The organism is Acinetobacter baretiae (genome assembly GCF_015627105.1).
GTDB lineage: Bacteria > Pseudomonadota > Gammaproteobacteria > Pseudomonadales > Moraxellaceae > Acinetobacter > Acinetobacter baretiae.
In genome coordinates this window covers 79,143-103,278 of sequence record NZ_VTDM01000011.1, presented here as the reverse complement: position 1 = coordinate 103,278, position 24,136 = coordinate 79,143, and the positions used below count along the sequence as shown (strand labels likewise).

Below are 24,136 nucleotides of genomic sequence, written 5' to 3'. Positions count from 1 at the left end.
TCATGAAATCATATCGTACATCTAAAATGAATCGATGCAAAAAGCATGTCATACGAGGGGTGAAAATAAGCCTTTTAGCACAAAGTATTGTCATGAGTATGCATGCCTTAGCTGCTGCACAAACAGATCAAAACACACAACATGTTCAGCAATTAGAGACAGTCGTTGTGACAGCAACTAAAAAAGAACAAGTATTACAACGTGTTCCTGTGGCTGTTTCTGTGATTAGTGGGCAAGAACTAGATAAAAAACAAAAAGGTTCATTGGAAGCCATTGTTTCAGACATTCCTTCGGTGAACTTTCGTGCAGGTGCATCGAATAAAGATACTTCATTATTTATTCGTGGTGTAGGAACGATTTCAACATCACCTGGGGTTGAGTCATCGGTATCAACAGTGATTGATGGTGTGGTTTATAGTCGTCCCGGACAGGCCACTTTAGATTTATTAGATACTGATCGTATAGAAGTATTACGTGGGCCACAAGGCACTTTATTTGGAAAAAATGCAACGGCAGGTGTCATTAATATTGTGACCAAAAATCCAACAGAATATCCATCGGGTTACATCGATACGTATGTGACCAATGATGGAGAGCAACGATTAAAACTTGGGGCATCTAATGCGCTTATTCCTGAGGTATTGAAAGCAAATATTTCTGCTTTAGTTGGTCGTTATGATGGTAATGTCAATAATTTAACCACAGGAAAAGAGGTCAATGGTTATCATAATTATGGATTTAGAAGTAAGTTTGAATATACAGCTCAAGATAATTTAGTGTTTGGTTTAACCGCAGATTATATGTATAAAAAAGCCACGGCACCCACGGGTATTGTGGTGAAAAATACAGACACTAATTATGCAAAAGCCTTGGCTCCTGTTCAAGTGTCATTTGATAATCGTGATACTGTAGAAAACCAAAGTGCTAAAACAGAAGATCGCAATTATGGGCTGGCTTTAACCGCAGAGTGGACGTTAGAGAAATATCAATTATCATCGATTACCGCATTTCGGCAGTGGAAAAATAATCAAATCGCAGACAGCGATCAATTGGCCAAGGCAACGGTGAATTTTGCCGATGTTGCTGATTTAGGCCATGTAAATAGCAAGCAGTATTCACAAGAATTTCGTATTAAGCCTTTAGATTTTGGGCTGTTTGAATATGTTGCAGGTCTATACTTTGCAAAAAACCAAAATGATGAATATTATCACAGACAATCTCAGTGGTATAACACGACTCTCCAAAATTATCGCTCAGATTTAGGGCAAGCCAATTACAGTACAGATAGTAAAAATTATGCAATTTTTGGCGAAGGAACGTGGCACTTTTCGGATCGGTTTCGTTGGATTTCTGGATTGCGAGTCACGCGTGATGAGCTCTCATATACGCATGAACGAACCTCTACAGTACCTCAAGAGATTGGGGTTAGAAATGCCATTCGATCCGCATTTGCAAGTTCAGGTTCGACTTCTGAAACAGGTATTTCAGGTCGACTTGGGCCACAGTTTGATTTCACACCCAATATTCATAGTTACTTGACCTATTCAAGAGGATACAAAGGCCCAGCATACAATGTATATTTTAATATGCAGGCCAATGATACACCAGTGATTGATCCTGAAACATCTCACTCGTTTGAACTCGGGCTAAAAACGGAGTGGTTTAATCAACGTTTAGTGGCAAACGTTGCAATTTTTAATACCCAATATAAAAACTATCAGGCCAATTTTCGAACCTTAGACCCAACGGGCTTTCCCATTACACGACTCCTCAATGCAGGCGATGTTTCTACACGAGGTGTAGAGTTCGATGGTTCTTATAAATATAATCCAGATTTAATATTTACATTGTCGTCAGCATATACACATGCCCGTATAGATGACTTTAAATGCCCTGCGTCAGATCGCAATTGTCCAAATGTAAATGGTCAAACTTTGCCATTTGCACCCGATTGGAAAATGAATGTACAAGTTGATAAATACTACACATTTAATCAGCACAAGCGCATTGATTTTTCTACACAATATACATGGCAAAGTAAAACACAATTTAGTTTAGATCAAAATCCAAATACGATTCAGCCTGCTTATGGATTGTGGAATGCCAGTATTGCATTGAATGATACGACTGATGATTGGCGTATTGCATTGAATATTCGTAATATTTTAGATAAATCATATGCCACATTACTCAGTACCAATGGTAATCGTATTACACGACAAGTGCCTCGTGATGACCAACGTTATTTTGGTCTTTCATTTCATAAAAACTTTTAATCGTGCATCGATTCACTTTAGTTCGTGAAAAAAAATCTATGCGTACATTTAATATTTTAAACATGAGATGATGGTTATGGGTATTCAAGAAAAACGAAATCAACACAATACAAATCGTCAGCGTCAATTACATTTGAATTTGTTTGTAGATGGTTTTGGCCATCATGTTGCAAGTTGGCGTCATCCACAGAGTCAACTACATATTTCGGCATTTGAACGTTATATAAACGCAGCTCAACATGCAGAGCGTGGAAAATTCGATGCTATTTTTTTTGCAGATAGCTTGGCTGTTGACCCTAACGTGGTGAAATCGGGAAAAACACGTGGCCATGAGGTTGAACCGTTAACGATTTTATCGGCAATTGGTGCTAGAACGTCATATATTGGATTAATTGGTACAGCTACAACCACCTATAACGAGCCGTATCATATTGCACGAAAATTTGCGTCTTTAGATTTGATTTCTAATGGTCGAGCAGGGTGGAATTTGGTGACCACCGATTTGGCCACAGAAGCGAAAAATTTTAATGCTGAAGAACATGTGCAACATAAAGATCGTTATGTCCGTGCTGAAGAGTTTCTTCAAGTTGTGAATGGTTTATGGAAAAGTTGGGACAGTGGTGCGGTATTAAAAAACAAACAAACAGGACAATTTTTTGATTTACAAAAACTACATTCATTAAAGCATCGCGGACAATATTTTTCTGTGGATGGGCCACTCAATGTGACACCAAGTCCGCAAGGACATCCAATTGTTGTACAGGCAGGAAGTTCTGAGCGGGGGCGTAATTTGGCGGCACAATCTGCAGATGTTATTTTTACTGCACAACCTGATTTTAAATCTGCTCAAGCATTTTATAAAGATGTGAAACAACGCCTTAAAAAATATGGCCGTACAGCAGATCAATTGAGTGTTTTACCGGGTGTGTATGTTGTGGTGGCAAAAACACAACAAGAAGCTTTAGATCAGCAAAAAATTTTAGATGATTTAATTGATGAAGAGGTAGGTTTAGGCTTGCTTGGACGTATGTTGGGTAATTTCGATTTGTCACAGCTAGATGTAAATGCTCCTTTGCCTACATTAAAAAAAACACAAACAGGGCAACAAAGTCGCCAAGAATTATTAAGCAAATTAAGTGAAGAGCAGCAATTAACGGTCAAACAACTGTATCAGCGAGTTGCATCAGGCCGTGGGCATTTTAGTTTGATTGGTACACCAGAATATATTGCAGATCAGCTTGAATATTGGTTTCACAATCAAGCTGCCGACGGTTTTAATATTATGCCTGCATTACTTGAAACTGGTATTAATGATTTTGTGGATTTGGTGGTGCCTATTTTACAACAACGCCAAATTTTTAGAACGACCTATCAAGGAACAACCTTACGAAGTCATTTCAATTTAAATGCACCCAATATGAAAGAGGCCACTCATGTATAAAGCAGAAGAAAACCGTTACACATCATTTAAATATCGTAAAGTCGGGCACAGTGGTTTGGTCTTACCACCACTTTCTTTGGGATGTTGGCATAATTTTGGTGATAATACGGCAATTGAGCAACAAAAGCAGATACTTTATACCGCATTTGACCATGGAATTAATCATTTTGATTTAGCCAACAATTATGGAACACCATTTGGCAGTGCAGAAAAAAATATTGGTTATTTTTTAAAAAATGATTTTAAACGCTATCGTGATGAATTAATTATTTCAACAAAAGCAGGTTGGGATATGTGGGCTGGCCCTTACGGTCAGGGTGGCAGTGGGCGTAAATATTTAACTGCCAGTTTAGATCAAAGTTTAAATCGTTTAGGCTTAGATTATGTCGATATTTTTTATTCACATCGATATGATGCAGACACACCACTTGAAGAAACGGCACAAACACTTGCCGATTTTGTTCGTCAAGGAAAAGCGTTATATATTGGTATTTCATCGGGTTATACGCCTGAATTAACCTCTAAACTTACTCAGTTATTGGCACAGTACAATGTACCAATGACGATTCATCAGCCTGTTTATAATTTATTGAATCGTGATCTTGAAAAAGATATTTTACCCGCAGCAGAAAGTGAAAATTTTGGTTTAATCACTTTTTCACCGTTGGCACAAGGTTTATTGGGTGGACGTTATTTAAATGGTATTCCTAATGACTCTCGTGTGGCTAGAGGTAGTCAATATTTAACTCAAGAACATATACAACCTCAAATTTTAGATCAAATTAATCAACTCAATGAGATTGCAAAACAGCGTGGGCAAACACTTGCACAACTTGCAATTTCATGGGTTTTACGCCATAAATCCGTGACTTCAACGATTATTGGTGCCAGTCAAAGTCAACAAATTTTGGAAAATTTGAAAAGTTTAGATCATCTAGATTTTAGTGCAGACGAATTACGGATGATTGATCAGATTACGAAACAATAAATATTGTATGGTGCTTACATCAAAAGGGGGATGCATGATTGCACCCCTTTTTTGATGTGGATCAGACAAAAAATGCATGAAGAATGATGAGATAAACGGATGTAAATAATCTTTAGCACTCGACTAGAGCATAAAAATACTGACCACTGTATCAAAGTTAAATGTATTTTTATTTAATAAAACAATGACTTATTTTGAAATAGATGGTTTTGTATAGGTCGCTATTGATTTAAAAATAGATATTTGCATTAAAAGGATAAAGCCTGCATCTTTTGGACAGCTAAATTGACGACTTCATTCCATGATGATTTACATAAGAATATCTGGAGTGTAAATGATGTCTGGTCAATATGTTCAAATAAAAAGTCAATCCGGTGAGTTGTTTTCAGCCTATCTGAGTATTTCAGCCGATGAGCGTGGTCCGGGTATTGTTTTGTGCCAAGAAATTTTTGGTGTTAATGATGTCATGCGCAAAAAAGCAGATTTTCTTGCTGAAGAAGGATATACCGTACTTGTGCCAGATTTATTTTGGCGTAAGCAAGCCAATATTGAATTGGGTTATACACCAGAAGATTTTGAAAAAGCCTTTGAATTATATCAAACATATGATGAAAATCTTGGTGTGCAAGACATTCAAGATAGTCTTAATTACTTAAAGACCTTAGAAAGCTGTGACACTACGACTGGGGTGAGTGTTGTTGGATATTGCTTGGGGGGAAAACTTGCATTTTTAGCAGGATGTCGTATTCCTGAAGTGGCTTGTGCAGTCGGGTATTATGGTGTTGGTCTAGAAAAATCGTTACATGAATTAGAACAACTCAAAGGGCGTTTAGTTTTACATATTGCTGAACTTGATCAGTTTACTCCGCCAGATGCACGTGCACAAATTATAGATGCCGCAGAAAAATATCCGCATGTGAATGTGCATGTTTACGATGGTGTAGATCACGCTTTTGCTCGTCCGGAAAGCGCACATTATCATAAACCATCAGCAAAAATTGCCCACGAACGAACCATTACAGCACTTCATGACACAGTAGGACCTTATTTTAATTTGGTTGCACTATGGGAAGAACACATTAAGCATGAATTTGAAACCAGAGATGTGCCTGCAACGATGGCCACTATGGTGGCTCAACCTTATGTGAATCATATTCCAACGTTAACCGGTGGTGTGGGATACAGCCAATTAGCACGTTTTTATCGTTATCACTTTGTGCATCAAAATCCTCAAGATATGAAGTTAACACCACTTTCTCGTACAGTTGGATCTACTCAAGTGGTTGATGAATTCATTATGAGCTTTACTCACGACAGTGAAATTGATTGGCTACTTCCGGGCGTTCAACCTACAGGAAAATATGTCGAAATACCTATGCTTGGTGTGATTCAGTTTAGAGGGTCAAAACTATGTCATGAACATATTTATTGGGATCAAGCATCTGTATTAGTACAAATTGGTTTACTCGATCCAACAGGTCTTCCTGTTGCAGGTGCAGAAACTGCTCACAAATTACTCAACGAAAACATTCCTTCAAATACGCTCATGCCTTCATGGTCATCTAGTGAAAATAAACCAATCATATAAATGTAGGAGCGCATGGCATGACATTTGATTTTAAAGAAAAAACAGTTGTAGTGAGTGGTGGTGCAACCTTGATTGGTGAAGCATTAGTTCAAGCATTGGTTAACGCAGGTGCATCTGTCGCGATTTTAGATATTGATACTGCAGGTGAACAAGTAGTACAAAAATGTGGTGAACAAGCATTTTTTATCCAAACCGATTTAACCAATGATCATGCAATTAACACAGCAATAGAGCAAATACAGACCCGATTTGGTCATATACATCATGTTGTAAATCTTGCATGTACCTATCTAGATAAAGGTGTTGAGTCAAGTCGAGAAGATTGGCTGAAAGCACTTGATATTAATCTTGTGTCATCGGCTGAGCTGGTTAAAGCGGTTTATAGCGATTTAAAACAGACACAAGGTTCAGTGGTGAATTTCACCTCTATTTCTGCCAAATATGCACAAACAGGACGTTGGTTATACCCAGTATCTAAAGCTGCCATGTGTGCATTAACTAAGGCAATGGCAATGGATTTTGCAGTCGATGGCATTCGTGTCAATTCAGTTTCTCCCGGCTGGACATGGTCAAGAGTTATTGCTGAAGTCAGCGGTAATGATCGTCAAAAAGCAGATGCTGTTGGTGCAGATTATCACCTTTTAGGCCGTTTAGGTGACCCCGCAGAAGTGGCACAGGTGGTGATGTTTTTACTCTCACCGTTAGCGAGTTTTGTGACAGGCGCTGATTATGCTGTTGATGGTGGATATTCAGTCATGGGGCCTGAAACCAATCAACCAGCAATCCCGCGGTTAGCCAAATAAACACCATTGATAAAAGAAAAATGAGGAGATTTATATGCGTCGTATAGCAATTGTGGGTGCAGGACAATCTGGATTACAGCTCAGTCTAGGCCTGATTAACATGGGATATGATGTGACGATTTTTACCAATCGTACAGCAGAACAAATTGCCCAAGGTCGTGTGATGTCAAGTCAATGTATGTTTCATACTGCCTTACAAACAGAACGAGATTTAGCACTAAATTTTTGGGAAGAGGCTTGCCCTTCGGTCGAGGGAATTGGTTTTACTATCGTCAACAATGACGAAAAAACCAAAGTGTTTGAATGGAGTGCAAGATTAAAACGATATGCTCAATCTGTAGATCAGCGTGTCAAAATGCCATACTGGATGAAAACATTTGAAGAGCAAGGTGGAAAAATTGTTATACAAGATGTGGGTATTCAAGAGTTAGAAGAGATCACTTCAAACCATGATTTGGTGTTACTTGCTGCAGGCAAAGGCGAAGTCGTGAAGCAATTTGCACGTGATGATGAAAAGAGTGTTTTTGATCAACCACAGCGTGCTTTAGCATTAACTTATGTTCAGGGAATGAAACCTCTATCTCCATACTCAAAAGTAACGTTTAATGTGATTCCGGGCGTGGGTGAGTATTTTAGTTTTCCTGCATTAAGCGTGAATGGCCCATGCGACATTATGGTTTTTGAAGGAATACCTGGTGGTGAAATGGATTGCTGGCAACAGGTTAAAACAGCAGAAGAACATCTTGAAATGAGCTTAAATATTCTTAAAAAGCATGTGCCTTGGGAATATGAGCGTTGTTCAGATATTCAATTAAATGATCAGAATGGTTATTTAGCTGGTCGATTCACCCCAACCATTCGTCAACCCATTCTTACACTACCATCGGGTCGAAAAGTTTTTGGTATGGCAGATGCATTGGTGGTCAATGACCCAATTACAGGTCAAGGGTCTAATAATGCAGCCAAGTGTAGCAAAATTTATTTTGATGCCATTTTGGCGCAAGCAGATCAAGATTTTTCTAGTCAGTGGATGCAAAAAACATTCGACCAATATTGGGAGTATGCTGAAAAAGTGGTGGCTTGGACCAACAGTTTATTGGCACCACCAACACCTCATATGATCGAAATTTTAATGGAAGCCAGTCGTAATCAAACAATTGCATCAGAGATTGCTAATAACTTTGATCATCCTGTTGATTTTTCACCGTGGTGGTTTGATGCTGAAAGTGCCAAACAATTTATTAAACAAAGCCACGTCAAGCAAGTTGCTTAAGTAAAAGACAATGGAGTTGATGATGAGTCAGAAAATAGCGCATCCCATGTTAAATGATATTGATGTCACCAATACAAAAGGGATTAGAAATTTATTAGGACAGTTTGCAACAGGTGTGACAGTGATTACCACACGAGGGAAAGATGGTCGTAAAATTGGAATGACTGCTAATTCGTTTTCATCATTGTCGCTTGACCCACCTTTGGTTTTGTGGAGCTTGTCAAAAACAGCACCTAGTTTGCCTGATTTTGTAGATGCAACACATTTTGCCATTCATATGTTGGGTCAAGAACATCATGATATTTCAGGACATTTTGCACGACCTGCTGAAGATAAATTTTTAGATGTAGCCCATATAGAGCATGAAGATCTTCACAAAACACCATTATTGGCAGATGCTTTAGCCACATTGGTCTGTCGCAATGTACAGCAATATGAAGGAGGTGATCATCTTATTTTTATTGGTGAAATGCAGCAGTATCAGCAACGTGAAGGAGCACCATTGGTGTTTCATGCAGGTAAATATCGAGCGGTCATAGAACATCCAGAATTATCATAATAAGACCTTAAAAATCATGATCTTTATCGTGATTTTTTTTGTGTAATACGATCTCAGCAGATTGGAAGAATTGGATAAAACCAAGGAATGAGTGGATAGATCTAAATTAAAATAAATATTAAATTCAATATCTTGGGGTTTTTATTTTGAAAATTTCAAAGAGGGTCAAATAGGTGAATGTATTTATTTTAGACCGAACGATAAACCAAAATGTCAGTTGTGATAAAGGATGAGCGTATGAAATCAACCGTATTAAAAATATTTTTTCTTGCAGGCACTTTGCCCATGATGACTTCACCTGTACATGCTTACGATTTGCCCACAGTGAATTTAGGGCTGACCAGTTTTTTAGATGGTGGATTGCCAGCAGGACCGGGGTGGTATGGACAAATTTACTTTCAAGATTATGATGCCAACAAACTTTCAGATCAGCAAGGCAAGACACTTCCGCTCCCCAAAACCGATTTACACTATCAGGTTGAAGTGGCTCAAATCAGCTATTTATCTCAATTGAGAGTTGGGGATCATGCCTCGTTTGGTATGAATGCATTAGTCCCGTTTATCAGTAAAATGAAGGTTAATGATGGCTTAAATCAAGCCGCATTAAAGTCATCTCAAGGATTTTCTGACATTTTAATTGGTCCATTTATTCAATTTGATCCTATTATGGGGGCAAATGGCCCAAAATTTGTACATCGCATTGAATTCCAAGTGAATTTGCCAACAGGGCATTACGATCAAAATAAAGACATTAATCCAAGTAACCATGCGGTGTCGTTTAATCCTTATTGGGCAGCAACATATTGGTTGACACCACAATGGACAGCATCGACTCGAATTCACTATTTATATAATTTTAAAAATACAAAACCGACGTATGCTTTTGGTGATGCAGGTGATATACAGGCAGGGCAAGCGATTCATGCAAACTTTGCCACTGACTATGCAATCACAAATCAATTACGGGTGGGGATAAATGGTTATTGGCTACACCAAATCACAGATACCAAGTTAAATGGAAATGATCTAAAAGGCAGACGTGAAAAAGTTTGGGCACTTGGACCAGGTTTCATGTACAGTTTTTCACAACAAAACCATGTTCTTGCCAATGCTTATTTTGAACACGGTGCAGAAAATAGACCTGAGGGTAATCGACTTCAAATGAGATATGTTCATCATTTTTAAGCGTTAAAAGCACCTTTTATACGGGTAAAAGGTGTGTTAAATTTTAACTTAAATAGAGCATTTGATTCACTTGATGAGATCGATGTGTAGATGATGGTAACTCACCATAACGACGTTTATATTCTTGAGAAAAACGTCCTAAATGCGTGAATCCCCACTTATAAGCAATGTCAGTCACAGACAAGTATTCATTTTTTTTTAATTCTTGATAGGCTTGTTCTAATCTTAACTCTTTTAAATAGGTCATTGGTGTCATACCAAGAAAGTTTTTAAATCCAGAAAACAAAGTACGTGTACTGACACCTGCATGTTTCGCCAAAATTTCAATGTTTAATGGCTCATGTAAATGTTCTCGCATGTAGCATTCAGTTCGTTTAATAAAATGAGGTGAAACAGGTTTGTCTTGGTAACGTGTGATGACGTTTAATGCGTCATTGTCTTGACCATAGAGTAAAGCAGTAAATAAACTCGACTCAAATTGTTTTAACGCAATGGGATGGTGTAAAGGATGATTTTTAATACTTAAAGCATCAATTAAAGTGGTCATGAGTTGTAAAAAATAAGAACCGCCAAGGGTAGAAAAATCGAGTTTTGGATTGAAAATGGGCGTGTTTTCATAATGGGGCAAATGTTGCTGAACATGGTGCAAAAAATCTGATTGATTGATTTTAAGCATAAGTTGTGGTGCATCTTTTTTCCAACGCATTTTTAAAGGGAGATCGGGAGAAATAATCGATGCAACACGAGTGTAAGAAATAAATTTTTGGGTTGCATATTCAATTTCAGCATAGCCTTGGATTGGAATTTGAATTAAATAAAAATCATCAAGATAATCAGGTTCGATATGTACATCTGCACCATATTCTAAACGACTTAAAGAGAGTAATCCTGTTTTAACATGGTGCATGGTTGCACTAAATTCACTGTCTTTAATGTCTGTTTTGAGCAAATGTGGTTTAAAAATTTCACCTACATTCTTACATGTTTCTTTTAAATCTTGATGCTTAAACAATAAATTACTTGTTGAAAAGACATGACTTTTTTTTAAATGCTCTGAATTAATTTCAACTGAATTCATATAAATTACCTACTGGCTAATATTTTCTTGTTTCATATTGCCCATGCAGTATTTATTCAATCATGCACTGGCTAGAGAAAATAGTAAGGCTTGTGAGTTGTTATCAATTAAGAAGCAATAACTAGACCAATAAAATATTTTTTGACGTATTTTTAATGGATTATTTTAAAATAAACGCGATGGATTTGCTTGAATTCATACATTTGAAATAGAGTACGTTGTGAGTACTATAAACTTAAACTATGGTATAGAGATTGCATTATATTTGATTCAATATATTCAGATTAGCTAGGTGCAACCCATGCCACTCAGCCAAAATATAGAACTTTCTAAGTTCGCACATGACACAGCAACAGCACAACATTGGATGTCTTCTATTTGTGGTTTGCATACGTTAGATACATCGCAAAAAACACTAGATTTTCAATATGACGGTATTCGTCTGCCCACCTTAAATACCACCATTGGCATGATTGAATATGGTGCAAATGTTGCGATTGATGTGACAGATTTAAAATCGTATAGCCTCAGCCTTCCTATTTCAGGGTCACAAACTTTAAATGGTCGAGGTTTAAGTACCAATTCATCTCATGAACAAGCACTCATTGTATCAAGCACAGAATATCAAGAATTAATCCTTGAAAAAGAATGTAAGAAAATTCAAGTGGTCATTCCAGAGCAAAGCATGCAAATGGTATTGTCTGATCTATTAAATACCAAAATTGAAGATACTATTATTTTTGATTTTCAAATGGATATTAAAACTAGTCCTAAAAGCATGGTGTGGTGGGAAAATATTCTTCATTTATTTAAAATTAGAAAGCACTATCAAGATTTTTATTCATCACCCAAACTTTCGAGTGATTTTGAAAATATTATTATTAAAAGTTTATTATTAACACAAGAACATAACTACTCAGATCAAATTAGACAGACAGAACGCAAAGATATTCCTGTTTATATACAAAGGGTTCATCAGTTTATTGCTGAACATTATTTTGAACCCATTACAGTCAAAGATTTAGAGCGTGTTTCTGGTGTGTCTAAGTCTAAACTATATGATGAATTTTGTTATTTTTATGGTGCAAGTCCAATTTTATATTTAAAGAAATACCGTTTAAACCAAGTTCATAAAGCATTATTGAATACTACAGCGCATAAAACGATCTCAGTGTCCAAATTGGCTTATGATGCAGGGTTTAATCACTTAAGTCGTTTTTCTAATGATTATCGTGAAGCTTTTGGAGAGTTGCCACGAGAAACACTGTATAGAAAAATGTAATTTTAAAATAAATTTATTTATATCAAATGTTTATATGATTTTATTGTATATGACAAAATTATCACAGCTATTGTTTTAGCTTTTAAAGAAAAATGGAAGAATAGGATAGTTTTCGGGAACAATAGGATAGCGTCTATTGCTAAAAAACGTTTCAATCTAAGTTATTCAGGAGATTGGAGCGGAAGCAAATGACCCCAAGAAATAATTTAGAATGGCAAAATTTTGTAGAAAAAAGCATTGATTTTAGACCAAACGATGGCGTGTACCGAATAGATCGTCAAATCTTTACCACTCCTGAACTTTTTGATCTAGAAATGGAGCATATCTTTGAAAAATCATGGATTTATGCATGCCATGAAAGTGAAATTCAAAACCCTCATGATTTTGTAACAGTACAAATCGGTAAACAACCTCTTATTATTTCTCGTGATGGCAAAGGTGAACTCCATGCCATGATCAACGCTTGTGAGCATCGTGGTGCAACATTAACACGTGTGGGTAAAGGCAATCAGTCAACATTTACTTGTCCGTTCCATGCTTGGTGTTATAAAAGTGATGGGCGTTTAGTGAAAGTAAAAGCACCTAGTGAATATTGCAATGACTTTGATAAAACCACTCGTGGTTTAAAACAAGGACGCATAGAAAGTTATAAAGGTTTTGTTTTTGTGAATTTAGATGTCACCAGTACCGACTCTTTAGAAGAATTTTTAGGTGATGCAAAAATCTTTTTAGACATGATGGTGGCTCAATCGCCAACAGGTGAGCTTGAAGTCTTACAAGGTAAATCTACCTATACATTTGATGGTAATTGGAAACTTCAAAATGAAAATGGTTTAGATGGCTATCATGTAAGTACTGTGCATTATAACTATGTGTCTACAGTACAACACCGTAATCAATTGAATGTTGAACAAGGTATTGCAATGGATACGTTGGACTACAGTAAGTTGGGTGCAGGTGATAGTGCAACAGATGATGGTTTTTTCAGTTTTAAAAATGGTCACAGTCTTTTATTTAGTGATATGCCAAACCCAGCGGTTCGACCGGGGTATGCCACTGTTATGCCACGCTTAAGAGAAGAATATGGTGATGTTAAAGCCGAATGGATGATGCATCGCTTACGTAATTTGAATATTTACCCAAGTTTATTTTTTATTGATCAAATTAGTTCTCAGCTTCGAATTATTCGTCCTTTAGCGTGGAATAAAACAGAAGTCACTAGCCAATGTTTGGGTGTAAAAGGAGAATCTGCCGAAGATCGACGCAATCGTATTCGTCAGTTTGAAGATTTCTTTAATGTATCCGGTTTGGGTACACCAGACGATTTGGTTGAATTTCGTGAGCAACAACGAGGCTTTCAAGCACGTTTAGAAAAATGGAGCGATATTTCTAGAGGACATCATAAGTGGATTTATGGCCAAACAAAAAACAGTGAAAACTTAGGAATTTCACCTGTAATGACAGGAAATGAATTTACTCACGAAGGTTTATATGTCAATCAGCAAGGTCACTGGCAAAATAAACTATTAACAAATTTAAAAAAAACCACATTAAAACTCACTGATATTGGTCAATTTTCTGTAGAGGAGTCTGAAGTATGAATCCGTCATTAGTTCATCATGTCGCACAATTTCTTTACCAAAATGCAGAACGTTGCGATCAACGCGAGTGGGATGATTATCTAGAAGATTTTGATCCAAAGTGTGAAATTCATTTGCCACAATGGATTGATGAATATCACTATGTGACTGATCCAAATAATGGATTGTCATATATGTATTACTCAGATCGTACAGGCTTAGAAGATCGAATATTTAGACTCAGAACAGGAAAATCTGCTGCATCTACACCATTGGCACGTACTGTACATAATTTAATGAATATTCGTATTCTTGAAGATCATGCAGAGCAATTGGTGGTGAAGTTAAATTGGAACACTTTTTATTATCGCCAAGGGTTACAAGGTAACTTTTATGGCTATGCCACGTATCATTTAAATAAAGTGAATGACAGTTATAAAATTGCCAAAAAACATATTGTTTTACTGAATGACAAGATTGATTCAGTCCTCGATTTTTACCACATATAGGAGTGAAAAATGAGTCACTCTGTTGCATTAAACTTTGCTGATGGCAAAACATTTTTTATTTCGATCAATGAAGGCGAATTGTTACTTGATGCGGCTTTTCGTCAAGGAATCAAACTGCCATTAGACTGTAGAGAAGGGGTGTGTGGTACATGTCAGGGACAGTGTGAATCTGGTCGTTATGAACAAGAATATGTAGATGAAGACGCACTTAGTGAACTGGATCTAGAAGAACGCAAAGTATTGGCATGTCAAACACGTGTTCAATCTGATGCTTCGTTTTACTTTGATCATGATTCAAACATGTGTGGAGCAAACGATCCTGTTGCCATAGATGCTGTATTAACACGAGTTGATGTCATTTCAGAAACAACTGCTGTGATTTACTTAGATGCAAGCCATGTCAAACATCAATTGAAATACTTACCCGGGCAATATGCACGCTTAAAAATACCTAACACAGAATCATGGCGGTCTTATTCATTTGCCAATTGCTCAAACGTAGACAATGAATTGCAGTTTTTAATTCGATTGTTGCCTGATGGTGTGATGAGTAATTATTTAAGAAACGATTATCAGATTGGCGATAAAATTGAGTTAGAAGCACCTCTAGGTAGTTTTTATTTACGTGAAGTTGAAAACCCATTAATTTTTGTGGCAGGTGGTACAGGATTATCGGCATTTTTAGGGATGTTAGATGATCTAAAAACAAGAAAAGATCAACTTCCTCCAATTAAACTATTTTATGGGGTAAATAAGCAGGCTGATTTATGTGAAGAAGCTCGTTTAGAAGCATATAGACAATGTTTTGAGCAATTTGAATATCATCCTGTCATTGGTCAAGCCACAGAAGAATGGCATGGCAAAGTGGGTTTTATTCATGAGCATTTAGATGAAATGGAGCTGAAGAAGCAACCCTTTGATATGTATTTGTGTGGCCCTCCGCCCATGATTGATGCAGTCAAAACATGGTTGAGTCAGAGTAGTGTGGCAGATTATAAAATATATAGTGAGAAGTTTTTGCAAAGCAATACAACAAAAACACCTGCTTTATCAACGTTATGATGTATCAACACCTCTATAATATTTAAAATTATCGGAATTTAAAGGGAAATACAAATGACGCTACAGCTTCAAAACACATATCACGCACATATTAACGGGAAAGACATTGCAACAGATGATTATTTTTTAGCTGTCAATGCCACTACAGGTGAAACACTTGCACATGTGGCGCGTTGTACTAGTAAAGAAGTAGATCTTGCAGTAGAGGCTGCTGTTACAGCCCAACATGAATGGAAAAAAACCACTTACGAAGAACGCTCTATTTTACTCAATCGTCTTGCAGATGTATTAGAAGAAAATTTCACTCATTTGGTGAATATTGATACTGCAGATATTGGTCGTAAATATAGCGAAATAGAAACTGACTATCATATTGCAATTTCTCAATACCGCTATTTTGCAGGTGCAATTTTAACTCATGAAGGATATGGTCGCCCAAATCCAAATGGATACTTTATTGCCAAAAGAGAACCCATTGGTGTGGTTGGACAAATTATTCCATGGAATGTACCTGCCATTATGGTGGCATTAAAAGTTGCGCCTGCAGTGGCTGCAGGGAATACAGTGATTTTAAAGCCTGATGAAAATGCGTCATTGTCAAGCTTAGAGTTTGCACGTCTTGCCTCTAGCGTCTTTCCTGCAGGTGTAATTAATGTTTTACCTGGTTTTGGTGAAGAAGTCGGTTCAGCCATGACAGCACACCCAAAAATCTCAAAACTTGCTTTTACCGGTAGCCCTGATGTGGGGAGAATTATTGGTGTAGCAGGTGCAAATCGTTTGGTTCCTGTTTCTTTAGAGTTGGGTGGAAAAAGTGCCAATATTGTATTTCCAGATGTTTTAAATAAAATTGACGATGTCGTTGATAATGCTTTATTTGCAACCTTGTATTGTAATGGTCAATCATGTTTGGCTGGAACACGTCTTTTTGTTCATGATGCAATTTATGAAACCTTTATTGATAAATTGGTAGATGCAGCAACACGTGTCAAAGTTGGAAATCCTTTTGATCAGGACACCAAACTCAGTGGTGTGATTAATCAAACTCAAGGCGAGCGCATTCAAAAATATATAGAGATTGCTCAAGCTGAAGGTGCAAAAGTTTTATTTGGTGGACGTAGAGTGCAAGTTGAAGGTCATGAGTTTGGCTGGTTTTTTGAACCAACCATTCTTGAAGCAAAATATGACATGCGAATTGCACAAGAAGAAGTATTTGGTCCTGTATTAAGTGTTATGCGCTGGAGTGACTATGACGAAATGATTAAACAAGTCAACAGCACAAGTTACGGCCTTGCAGCAGGAATTTATACCAATGATTTTGCAAAAGCGTTAAATACAGCAGATCAAGTCGAAGCAGGCAATATTTGGATTAACCGATACTTTAACTTAAATAGTGGTTGTCCATTTGGTGGTGTGAAAGAAAGTGGTATTGGTCGCGAGCATTGTCATGAAACTTTAAATATGTATTCACATTTAAAAACAGTGACTATGCAAGCTGAAGTTGATTCGGCTTGGTTTGTGCCGAAGGTATGATTTGATGTATGAGAGCATCTACCTTTAATGAAGGTACATGCTCTACGGTTACCGTGATTGCTTACAATAATAATGGATAAAAATTACACTAAACCTAAGTTTTCTCGGAGTGTGGCAAATTCATAATGCTCTGGTATTAAATGGCGTGATTTTAACTCAGGAATAACTAATTCAATAAATAGATCGAGTTGTTCTGGAATGATCGCAGGCATAATGTTAAAGCCATCGGCCGCATGGTGTAACAACCAATTTTCTAAGTCATCTGCAATATCTTGTGCTGTACCCACAACAACACGATGCCCTCTTGAACCTGCGGCAATCGCAGCCAATTCTCGAATAGATAACTGATCTCGTTCAGCCATATCTACCAATAATTTTACGCGACTTTGGTTACCCTCTCCTAAAGGAATCTCAGGCAATGGACCATCGAGTGGGTAGTTTCTTAAATCTAAACCAAAGCGTGCGGACAGTTGATTTAACCCATTGTCGATGTCGACATATTGGTTGAGTTTACGCCATAAAGCTTGAGCTTCTTCGTGCGTTTTACCGACAATTGGCATTACGCCGGGCATAATAATAACTTGGTCGGGGTTACGTCCTGCATCCACAATTTTTTGCTTTTGCGATTGATAAAATGCTTGCCCTTCTTCGAGTGTAGCAGCTGCGGTGAAAATAATTTCAGCCGTTTTTGCAGCAAGGTTTTGTCCATCTTCAGAAGAACCTGCTTCAATAATGACAGGTTTATGTTGTGGCGAGCGTGTAATATTGAGCGGCCCTTTGATTTGGAAAAATTTGCCCTGATGATCAATGGTCTGAATACGATCATCAGCAAAATATTGTCCTGTGGTTTGATCGGCAATCACAGCACCATCTTGCCATGCATTCCAAAGTTTATTGGTTACTTCTAAAAATTCTGTTGCACGTTGATAGCGATCGGCATGATTGGGCATGTCAGTAAAGCTGAAATTTTGTGCAACATCTTGAGAATAAGAGGTGACAACGTTCCACGCAGCACGACCTTTACTAATATGGTCTAATGATGAAAACGCACGAGCGAGGGTGAAGGGGTCACTAAAGGTGGTAGATGCAGTGGCCGCAAGCCCGATGCGAGAGGTATTTACCGCCAAGGCAGACAGCAAAGTTAAGGGTTCTAAACGTGCCATGGTTGAAGGTAAACGGTGTACAGAGGTTGCTAAAGCATCACCAACAAAAAATAAATCAAAAGATCCAGCTTCGGCTTTTTTTGCAATTTGAATGAGCCAATCAATATCTGTGGGTTGATTTAGGTTTTCTGTTAAACGCCAGCCACTGACATGATGACCAAGTGGTTGTACAAATAAGCCTAAAAACAATCTTTTTTGTGTTTGTTGATTCATGCCGTTATCCTCATAAATATAGGTGATCATCATAATAAGTTTTCAATGTCACTGATACATCATTAATAGATAAATATATTTTGGTAAAGAATATGTTACATTTTTAATTAAATTATAAATCGTGTTGAAGCACAGCCTTTATTTAATATATAACTAAAGACTTACTTTTTTATTATTAAGGAATGGTCTTTTATATCCTATGATGGCGATTCTTTAGCACGCCGTATGCTTAATGCTTTGTATTTATGTGGTATTAAATATGAATTTCTTTATGATAGGACATAAGCCGTGGTTGATCATTTTAGACAAATTGGTGTAGATGAAGCACAGGTTTATCAACAGTTGGTATTTCATGCTTATGAAAACATACGGGCATTAGATATTCATTTTGATGCAGCAACGATGGACGTGGCACGTGCCGAACAACACCTTATGCAACATTTGGTGTACGGACTATATCGTGATGATCAACTGATTGCTACAGTCACGGTACGAATGCCGTGGGGTAGATTACCTGGGCCGTTTGGCCTGCCACATATTGGAACTGTGGCTGTACATTCTGCATATCAAGGGCAAGGCTTAAGTAAGTTGTTGTTGAATCTACTTGAGCAAAAGGTGTTGTCTACAACATTGCAAACACCCGCATATTCTTTAGGCACAGCGTCAAAGCACCCTTGGTTATTTACCATGTATCAAAAACTGGGTTTTCAAGAGGTCAAGCGTGCTGATTTAGGTAAAGGGCATATCACTATTTTTATGCTTAAAGTGATTGACCCAACGACATTTAATCATTGGAATAAAAAACATCAGGTTGTGAATTATGAAAACTAAACTCGTTCTTTCATCTTTATTGTTAACCACACTCATGGGTTGTTCTGGCCAAAAAGAGTCAGAAGAAAGAGTGATTAAAATAGGGGCTACAGGTACAAGTTATCCAAGTGCATTTAAGCAAGATGGCAAATTGGTGGGCTTTGATGTAGAAGTGGCCGAAACAGTTGCAAAAAAATTAAACTACAAAGTTGAATGGGTAAACTCTGATTTTTCGGGTCTTATGGGACAATTAGAGGCAAAAAAAATAGATACCGTGGCAAATGTGGTTGCGATTACGCCTGAGCGTGAACAAAAGTATCTATTTACTCAGCCGTATGCTTTTTATAGTACACGTATTGTGACGCATCAAGACAACACGCAGTTTAAAGATCTTGCAGATCTAAAAAATAAAACCATTGCAGGTGTACTCGGTTCTAATAACATTAATGTGTTAAAAGATACCTTTGGCGATAGCGTAAAAATCCGTACTTATGAAACACGTGATATTGCTTCAAATGATGTGATTGCCAAACGTGTTGAGGGTTATGTCAATTCAGGCCCAATTTTAAGTGCAGAAATCAAAAGTAAAAATCTACCTTTACGTTTTGTGGGTCAACCTTTAAAAATTCAAAATGTTGGGTTCCCATTCAATAAAGACGAAAAAGGGCAGAAATTACAGGCAGAGTTTGAGCAAGAACTCAAAACACTGCAACAAGATGGAAGCTTAAAAGCATTGTCGGAAAAATATTTTGGTGAAGATATCACTGATCAAGCGGCAGTACAAAACAGTAAATAATCACATTATTTTATATGTGACAGATAAAAGACGGTAGACAGCATAATGCATTTAGATTGGACTTATATGATTTCGATCATACCCAAAATCTTACACTATTTACCCATTACATTGCTTTTGGCAGTCGTATCCATGGTTGCTGCAAGTGTTTTGGGCTTAGCTTTGGCATTGATTCGACAAGCAAAAATTAAAGTCATTAGCCCAATCATTACGGTATATGTCTCTCTTTTTCGCAGTCTACCGTCTTTGGTACTTTTGTTTTTAATTTATTTTGGTTTGCCTCAGTTGGTGCCTGGTTTATCAGGACTCAATGCTTTAACGGCTGCCATGATTGCTTTTAGTATGAAAAACTCTGCCTATATGGCAGAAATTTTTAGAGCAAGTTTAAACTCTGTAGATCCTTCACAAATGGAAGCAGGGTTATCTGTAGGTATGACAAAAACACAAGTTTATGCCAGAATTATTTTGCCACAAGCTTTTTTAAATGCACTTCCTGCAACAGGAAATACATTTATTTCATTAATTAAAGATACATCTGTTGCATTTTCCTTGGGTGTTACAGAAATATTTGCTCAAGCAAAAATGATTGCTGCCGAATCTTTTCGATACTTTGAAACCTTTGTCGTTGTTGGATTAATGTATTGGATTTTAGTGGTCTCTTATTCGTACTTCCAAGCATATTTGGAACGAAAGTTAAGCCGTTCTTTACAACGATAATTCAAGAGGAAAAGGCAAATGATTTCTGTAAAACACTTGTGTAAGCGTTTTGGTGAGCATACCGTACTCAATGGCATTGATTTAACAGTAAATAATGGCGAAGTTGTGGCAATTATTGGTCCATCGGGTTCGGGTAAATCAACGTTACTTCGTTGTCTTAATTTACTTGAAGTGCCACAATCAGGGCAGATCAGCATTGGTCAAGTTGTACTTGACTATGCTCACTACGATGCAAAAGAAGCGTATGCATTACGCAGAAAATCTGCAATGGTTTTTCAAAACTATAGTTTATTTAAAAATAAAACCACGTTAGAAAACGTGACTGAAGTATTAAAGGTTGTCAAAAAAATCAAAAAAGATCAAATACAGCCATTGGCCATGCAATATTTGGCAAAAGTAGGTATGGCTGACTTTGCATCGCAGTATCCTGTGACCTTATCTGGCGGCCAACAACAACGGGTAGGCATTGCACGGGCCATGGCTGTCGACCCTGACGTTATTTTATTTGATGAACCAACTTCTGCTTTAGATCCTGAAAGGGTCAATGAAGTACTACACGTCATTCAAAATTTAGCACAACAAAAAACCACCATGATTATTGTGACGCATGAAATGGAGTTTGCTCGACACGTTGCAGACCGTATTATTTTTATGATGGATGGTCAAATTGTTGAGCAAGGCACACCACAGCAAATTTTTGATGAATCTACACATCCTAAAACACAGAAGTTTTTACGTAAAATCATGACCTACGATCAGGATTAAATCATAATGACCAATTTAAACATGCCAGAAATGTTAAAAACTCAATTGACTGATTTTTTTTATGAGTTACATCGAACGCCTGAACTGTCGAACCAAGAGTTTCATACAACCCAAAAAATCAAAGATGTACTCACGCAGTACGACATACGCATTTTAGATTTACCAATAAAAACAGGATTAGTGGCTGAAATTGGTCATGGAGAACCAACCATTGTATTGCGCTCAGATATCGATGCTTTACCAATTACAGAGCAAGCCGATGTAGCTTATGTTTCGGAGCACCAAGGTGTGATGCATGCATGCGGGCATGACTTTCATGCCACCGCTGTACTAGGGACTGCCATTTTACTCAAACAGCAAGAATCTACTCTTCAGGGTAAAGTACGTATTTTATTTCAAGCAGCTGAAGAGGTTGGAACAGGTGCTGCTGAATTGGTTCAGGCGGGTGTATTAGAGCAAGCACAGGCCGTATTTGGAATTCATAACGACCCAACACTTGAAGTAGGTGTTGTGGGGTGTAAAGCAGGTGCATTGACCGCAGGCGTAGACCGTTTTGCTATTCATATTCAAGCCAAAGGAACACATGCTGCACGACCACAAGATGGCAACGATCCGTTATTAATTTTAGCCAATATTATTAATATTTTTCAAACGATTGTGAGTCGCAGACTGTCTTCAGATGAAAATGCTGTTCTTTCAATTACACAGGTACATAGTGGTTCAACGTGGAATATTATTCCTGATACTGCTTTTTTAGAAGGTACGGTTCGTAGCTTTGATGCAGAAACGAGACAGCGTATAGAACAGCAAATTCGTCAAATTTTAGAAGGATTAGCAACAACCTTTAATGCAAAAATTGATTTAGATTGGCAGCCTGGCCCACCGTCAGTCATGAATGATGAAAAATGGGCTCAATTTGCATTAGATACTGCACAAAAAAGTGGCTTTGAACCTCGTGTGGTTAAAGCTAGTCCAATTGGTGAAGACTTTTCTTATTATCAAGAACAGGTCAATGGTGCATTTATGATGATTGGTTCTGGTGGCCCATTTCCATTACATCATCCTAAATTTAAAGTAGATGAACGTATTTTAATTCCAACTTCCTTATATTTGGCCACTTTAGTTCAAGATGCACTGATTGAAATTCAGGACAGTTAATGATGCAAGATTTGACGATTAATGTGGCACAATCTATTGTACACACGCAAGTCACAGATTATGCACGACTGGCTGCTAAAGATGGAGTGAAAGATTTTTTTGCCGTGACTTATCCTGTCATGAAAGGTTTAATTCCCGATACATCATGGCAAAAAATTAAGTATGTTTATCCTCATCATGATATGGCAAGTTTTGCGCTTAAAACAGCTTATGCAGGGCATGCTTTAGATTACGATGATTTCCATGCAGATTTTCGTGGTCATCCAACAGTCGTCATTTTACCTGTACTGTTTGCCTTGTTAGAGGTGAAGACACTGTCTAGTGTGTCTGAGTTTTTAGATGCCTATACCATTGGTGTGGAAGTTGCAGGTCGTTTGGGTTTGGCAATTTCACAGCAACATTATGCCAAAGGTTTTCACGCAACCTCTAGTCTTGGAATCATTGCTGCGACTGCAGCAATGGCTCGTTTATGTCGATTTGATGTACAGCAAACTGCCAATGCATTAGGTTTAGCATGTACGCTTTCGAGTGGATTACGAGCACAATTTGGTACAGCCATTAAGCCATTGCATGCAGGGTTTGTTGCACAAAAAACCATAGAAATTTATCAATTGGTTTCTGCAAACATTCAAGGCCAAACACATCGTGTTTTAGATGCTTTTTTAAATGCATATAGTGATTCGAAAGCGTTACAGCCTGATCAATTCATACAATCATGGGGCCAGCCTTTTCGTATAGTCACCCCCGGTTTAGAGTTTAAACCATATGCATCGTGTGCTGGTACACATACAACAATTGAAGCGGTGAAGCAGATTAAACAGCATTGGTTAATGCATCACAAATCAACGAAGCAATTAATATTAAGTATTGATAAAATTGAATTTATTTTCCCACCTCATGCTGATTTAGCAATGCCAATTCAACAACCTAGTACGAAATTTGAAGGGCGTTTTAGTTTAGAGTATGTCACTGCAGTGACTTTACTTAAAGATGATTTGAGTCCGTTAGACTTTATTGAACAGCCTGTTACAACAGAAGAAATACGTCTTATGGCAAAAATGAAACGTTGTCCAGATTTACAGGCAGAAGACGACAGCGTGAATCCAGCAAATCGTTTTAATGCAGTAAAAATTTATTTAAACAACGGACAACAATTGCACAGTCGAATTACCCGTCAAGAGTTATTACAGACCAAACTTGACCTCCAAGAAAAACTCAAACAATGTCTAGTGGGTTTAAATCCTCAAGCATTTACTGCCTGTATTGAGCCTTTGAAATTAAATGTGGTGGCCGATTTATATGCGATTAGACAGTCTTTTGAACATTAAATCACATGATGCTTTCAAAAGGATATCGCAAA

Annotated in this window: 21 protein-coding genes; 19 read left to right on the top strand and 2 right to left on the bottom strand. The window is 37.5% G+C overall.

What is annotated here, in order from left to right:
* Positions 1-92: 92 nt before the first annotated feature.
* The 8 genes from I2F17_RS06285 to I2F17_RS06250 all read left to right on the top strand — a co-directional run bounded on the left by I2F17_RS06285 (position 93) and on the right by I2F17_RS06250 (position 10,113).
* Positions 93-2,276, top strand: coding sequence for a TonB-dependent receptor (locus I2F17_RS06285; RefSeq protein ID WP_211139385.1), 2,184 nt, complete (start codon positions 93-95; stop codon positions 2,274-2,276).
* A gap of 76 nt (positions 2,277-2,352) precedes the next feature.
* The gene (locus I2F17_RS06280; RefSeq protein ID WP_211139369.1) at positions 2,353-3,717 is read left to right on the top strand and encodes an LLM class flavin-dependent oxidoreductase; all 1,365 of its coding nucleotides are present in this window, start codon (positions 2,353-2,355) and stop codon (positions 3,715-3,717) included.
* Positions 3,710-4,705, top strand: a complete 996-nt coding sequence (locus tag I2F17_RS06275) for an aldo/keto reductase (RefSeq protein WP_211139368.1) — start codon at positions 3,710-3,712, stop codon at positions 4,703-4,705. Before I2F17_RS06280 ends, I2F17_RS06275 begins: the two co-directional genes overlap by 8 nt.
* 337 nt (positions 4,706-5,042) lie before the next feature.
* Positions 5,043-6,293 (top strand): dienelactone hydrolase family protein, encoded by a 1,251-nt coding sequence (locus tag I2F17_RS06270; RefSeq protein WP_211139367.1) that lies wholly within the window; start codon positions 5,043-5,045, stop codon positions 6,291-6,293.
* Between the two features lie 17 nt (positions 6,294-6,310).
* Positions 6,311-7,096 (top strand): SDR family oxidoreductase, encoded by a 786-nt coding sequence (locus I2F17_RS06265; protein WP_211139366.1) that lies wholly within the window; start codon positions 6,311-6,313, stop codon positions 7,094-7,096.
* Between the two features lie 34 nt (positions 7,097-7,130).
* Positions 7,131-8,369, top strand: coding sequence for a styrene monooxygenase/indole monooxygenase family protein (locus tag I2F17_RS06260; protein ID WP_211139365.1), 1,239 nt, complete (start codon positions 7,131-7,133; stop codon positions 8,367-8,369).
* A gap of 46 nt (positions 8,370-8,415) precedes the next feature.
* Entirely contained in the window at positions 8,416-8,928 is a 513-nt protein-coding gene (locus I2F17_RS06255; RefSeq protein WP_211139384.1) for a flavin reductase family protein, read from the top strand.
* A 237-nt stretch (positions 8,929-9,165) separates the two neighbouring features.
* Positions 9,166-10,113, top strand: a complete 948-nt coding sequence (locus tag I2F17_RS06250) for a SphA family protein (protein ID WP_211139364.1) — start codon at positions 9,166-9,168, stop codon at positions 10,111-10,113.
* 43 nt (positions 10,114-10,156) lie between these two features.
* On the opposite strand, the gene I2F17_RS06245 is transcribed toward I2F17_RS06250, so the two are convergent.
* The gene (locus I2F17_RS06245) at positions 10,157-11,191 is read right to left on the bottom strand and encodes an AraC family transcriptional regulator (RefSeq protein WP_211139363.1); all 1,035 of its coding nucleotides are present in this window, start codon (positions 11,189-11,191) and stop codon (positions 10,157-10,159) included.
* A gap of 301 nt (positions 11,192-11,492) precedes the next feature.
* On the opposite strand from I2F17_RS06245, the gene I2F17_RS06240 reads away from it, so the two are divergent.
* The 5 genes from I2F17_RS06240 (at position 11,493) to I2F17_RS06220 (ending at position 17,154) form a co-directional block, all read left to right on the top strand.
* On the top strand, positions 11,493-12,473 hold the full coding sequence (locus I2F17_RS06240; protein WP_211139362.1) for an AraC family transcriptional regulator: 981 nt from the start codon (positions 11,493-11,495) through the stop codon (positions 12,471-12,473).
* A 188-nt stretch (positions 12,474-12,661) separates the two neighbouring features.
* Positions 12,662-14,074 (top strand): anthranilate 1,2-dioxygenase large subunit, encoded by a 1,413-nt coding sequence (gene antA / locus I2F17_RS06235; protein WP_211139361.1) that lies wholly within the window; start codon positions 12,662-12,664, stop codon positions 14,072-14,074.
* The gene (gene antB / locus I2F17_RS06230) at positions 14,071-14,562 is read left to right on the top strand and encodes an anthranilate 1,2-dioxygenase small subunit (protein WP_211139360.1); all 492 of its coding nucleotides are present in this window, start codon (positions 14,071-14,073) and stop codon (positions 14,560-14,562) included. Before antA ends, antB begins: the two co-directional genes overlap by 4 nt.
* Positions 14,563-14,571: 9 nt before the next feature.
* A complete protein-coding gene (gene antC / locus I2F17_RS06225; RefSeq protein ID WP_211139359.1) occupies positions 14,572-15,624 on the top strand; it encodes an anthranilate 1,2-dioxygenase electron transfer component AntC in 1,053 nt (350 codons plus the stop codon).
* A gap of 54 nt (positions 15,625-15,678) precedes the next feature.
* Positions 15,679-17,154 (top strand): aldehyde dehydrogenase family protein, encoded by a 1,476-nt coding sequence (locus I2F17_RS06220; RefSeq protein ID WP_211139358.1) that lies wholly within the window; start codon positions 15,679-15,681, stop codon positions 17,152-17,154.
* 83 nt (positions 17,155-17,237) lie between these two features.
* Here the strand turns inward: I2F17_RS06220 and I2F17_RS06215 are convergent, their stop codons facing one another.
* The gene (locus I2F17_RS06215) at positions 17,238-18,530 is read right to left on the bottom strand and encodes an LLM class flavin-dependent oxidoreductase (RefSeq protein WP_196421755.1); all 1,293 of its coding nucleotides are present in this window, start codon (positions 18,528-18,530) and stop codon (positions 17,238-17,240) included.
* Positions 18,531-18,818: 288 nt separating this feature from the next.
* Here I2F17_RS06215 and I2F17_RS06210 point away from each other — a divergent pair, with 288 nt between their 5' ends.
* The 6 genes from I2F17_RS06210 to I2F17_RS06185 all read left to right on the top strand — a co-directional run bounded on the left by I2F17_RS06210 (position 18,819) and on the right by I2F17_RS06185 (position 24,104).
* Entirely contained in the window at positions 18,819-19,361 is a 543-nt protein-coding gene (locus tag I2F17_RS06210; protein ID WP_211139357.1) for a GNAT family N-acetyltransferase, read from the top strand.
* Positions 19,351-20,136: a transporter substrate-binding domain-containing protein gene (locus I2F17_RS06205; RefSeq protein ID WP_196421753.1), complete on the top strand. Its 786-nt coding sequence runs from the start codon at positions 19,351-19,353 to the stop codon at positions 20,134-20,136. Before I2F17_RS06210 ends, I2F17_RS06205 begins: the two co-directional genes overlap by 11 nt.
* A gap of 66 nt (positions 20,137-20,202) precedes the next feature.
* A complete protein-coding gene (locus I2F17_RS06200; protein ID WP_211139356.1) occupies positions 20,203-20,853 on the top strand; it encodes an amino acid ABC transporter permease in 651 nt (216 codons plus the stop codon).
* 18 nt (positions 20,854-20,871) lie between these two features.
* A complete protein-coding gene (locus I2F17_RS06195; RefSeq protein ID WP_196421752.1) occupies positions 20,872-21,618 on the top strand; it encodes an amino acid ABC transporter ATP-binding protein in 747 nt (248 codons plus the stop codon).
* A 6-nt stretch (positions 21,619-21,624) separates the two neighbouring features.
* Positions 21,625-22,776: an amidohydrolase gene (locus I2F17_RS06190; protein WP_211139355.1), complete on the top strand. Its 1,152-nt coding sequence runs from the start codon at positions 21,625-21,627 to the stop codon at positions 22,774-22,776.
* 2 nt (positions 22,777-22,778) lie between these two features.
* The gene (locus tag I2F17_RS06185; protein ID WP_211139354.1) at positions 22,779-24,104 is read left to right on the top strand and encodes an MmgE/PrpD family protein; all 1,326 of its coding nucleotides are present in this window, start codon (positions 22,779-22,781) and stop codon (positions 24,102-24,104) included.
* Positions 24,105-24,136: the final 32 nt, after the last annotated feature.